This window comes from Mucilaginibacter sp. P5_A6 (genome assembly GCF_056400585.1).
Map to the genome: position 1 here is coordinate 1 of NZ_JBFUKZ010000080.1, position 1,905 is coordinate 1,905.

Consider the following 1,905-nt stretch of genomic DNA (forward strand, 5'->3'; position numbering starts at 1 on the left):
GTGTGTTTGCTTCCCCGGGAAATGGTGCTTGAAATGGTAAATCATTATCCGGATATTAATCAGCAGTTTATCCATATGATGGCCAGTAATATTCGCGAGAAAGATAACCAGTTACTATTGATGGCCTACAATTCGGTTCGTAAGCGCCTGTCACAGGTGCTTTTGCGATTAAGTACTCCATTGTCAAATCCTCTCCTGTTTAAAATATCACGTGAAGAACTGGCTGGGATGGCTGGTATAGCTTCAGAAACCGTGAGCAGGATACTTACAGAGTTTAAATCAGAGGGTTTGATAGAGCGTATTGGCACCCATATAAGAATAATAGATCATGCCAGGCTAAAAAAAATGAAAGATTAAATAGCTTATGCCGCAATTAAGCTTATTAATTAGTTTGGTATAATTATAATTGTGTTGAAAATCAATGTATTATATCTTGTCTTTGTGCGTTTTGCTTTTATATAGCTAAAATGGGGGCAAACCAATATCAATCATTCATTTGCCCCCGTACATCATTAGGTTGTTAATTTTTTTTCAAAATATCTTTTATAAATCAAATCTTAATTGTTTGTAACCTTTAAAATATTTATTCGGTATTGTTTGTATTGGTCATGATCACTTTGAGTGCTTTTTCTTTGGCTGCATGCTCAAAGGTATCATAAGCCTCCATAACCTGGTCCAGTCTAAAATGATGGGTAATTAGTTGTCGGGGTTGTAATTTGTTTGAGCTGACCGTTTTTAATAACATGGGTGTTGAAACTGTATCTACAAGCCGGGTTGTAATGGTTATGTTTTTTGACCAGAGGGTTTCGAGGTGAAGATTTACAGATTTACCGTGAACCCCTACATTAGCTATACGCCCGCCGGGCCCAATAATGGCCTCACATAATTCAAAGGTTTCTGGAATACCAACGGCTTCAATTGCCGTATCAACCCCTCTGCCCGATGTAAGATCCATTATCTTTTTTACAACATCCCCGGTACTGTTATTCATAAGGTGTGTTGCCCCAAAAGTTTTAGCAATATTCAGCCTGTTGTCATCCGGGTCAATCATTATAATTTCTGCGGGGGAAAAAAACTGAGCTGTTAAAAGAGCCGCTAAACCAATAGGTCCCGATCCTACAATAGCTACGGTTTCGCCTGGTTTCACTTGTCCGTTTAATACACCGCATTCAAAGCCGGTAGGTAAAATATCACTCAGCATCACTAGTGCTTCCTCATCGGCTCCTGCCGGTATGGGGTATAAGCTGTTATCCGCATGTGGTATCCTTACATATTCTGCCTGGGTGCCATCAATCAGGTGACCAAGAATCCATCCACCGTCTTCACAATGAGAGTACATCCCTTTTTTACAATAGCTGCACTTTCCACAAGATGTGATACAGGAGATAAGTACATGGTCGCCTTTTTTAAAATTACTTACAGCGCTCCCGGTTTCTTGTATAATGCCTACACCTTCATGGCCAATTATCCGGCCATCTTTAACCTCCGGGACATCGCCTTTCATAATATGAAGGTCGGTACCGCAAATTGTGGTCTTAATAACTTTTACAATTGCATCTGTAGCTGCTATAAGCTGCGGTTTAGGTTTTTCTTCCCAGGCTTTTTTTCCTGGTCCGTGGTAAACTAAAGCATTCATTTTTTTTGCATTAAGAGTAGGTAACCTATCTAAAGCCTCTTTTTGAGTTTCCTGTTGCATTAAAGTTTCCATAATAGTGTTTTTATAGTAATAGATCTGTGGATACAAAGATGAATTGATAATACCATTCACAAAATGACGGCAGTCACTATAAAAGATGACGTAGTATATAGTATACACTTTTTAATAAAGGCAGCGCCTCAATCGTTAAGATGTGGGGAGATTGTAAAAGTATATACCGGTTCTGTTTTAGCAATTAGGATCAATTA

Annotated in this window: 2 protein-coding genes; one reads left to right on the forward strand and one right to left on the reverse strand. The window is 38.9% G+C overall.

Annotation, left to right across the window (positions count from 1 at the left end; genetic code table 11):
* Positions 1-357, forward strand: a 357-nt coding sequence (locus AC1DO4_RS27785) for a Crp/Fnr family transcriptional regulator (RefSeq protein WP_477421027.1), incomplete at its 5' end; no start/stop codon positions are given.
* A 226-nt stretch (positions 358-583) separates the two neighbouring features.
* Here the strand turns inward: AC1DO4_RS27785 and AC1DO4_RS27790 are convergent.
* Positions 584-1,708, reverse strand: coding sequence for a zinc-dependent alcohol dehydrogenase family protein (locus tag AC1DO4_RS27790; RefSeq protein ID WP_477421028.1), 1,125 nt, complete (start codon positions 1,706-1,708; stop codon positions 584-586).
* Between the last annotated feature and the right edge of the window lie 197 nt (positions 1,709-1,905).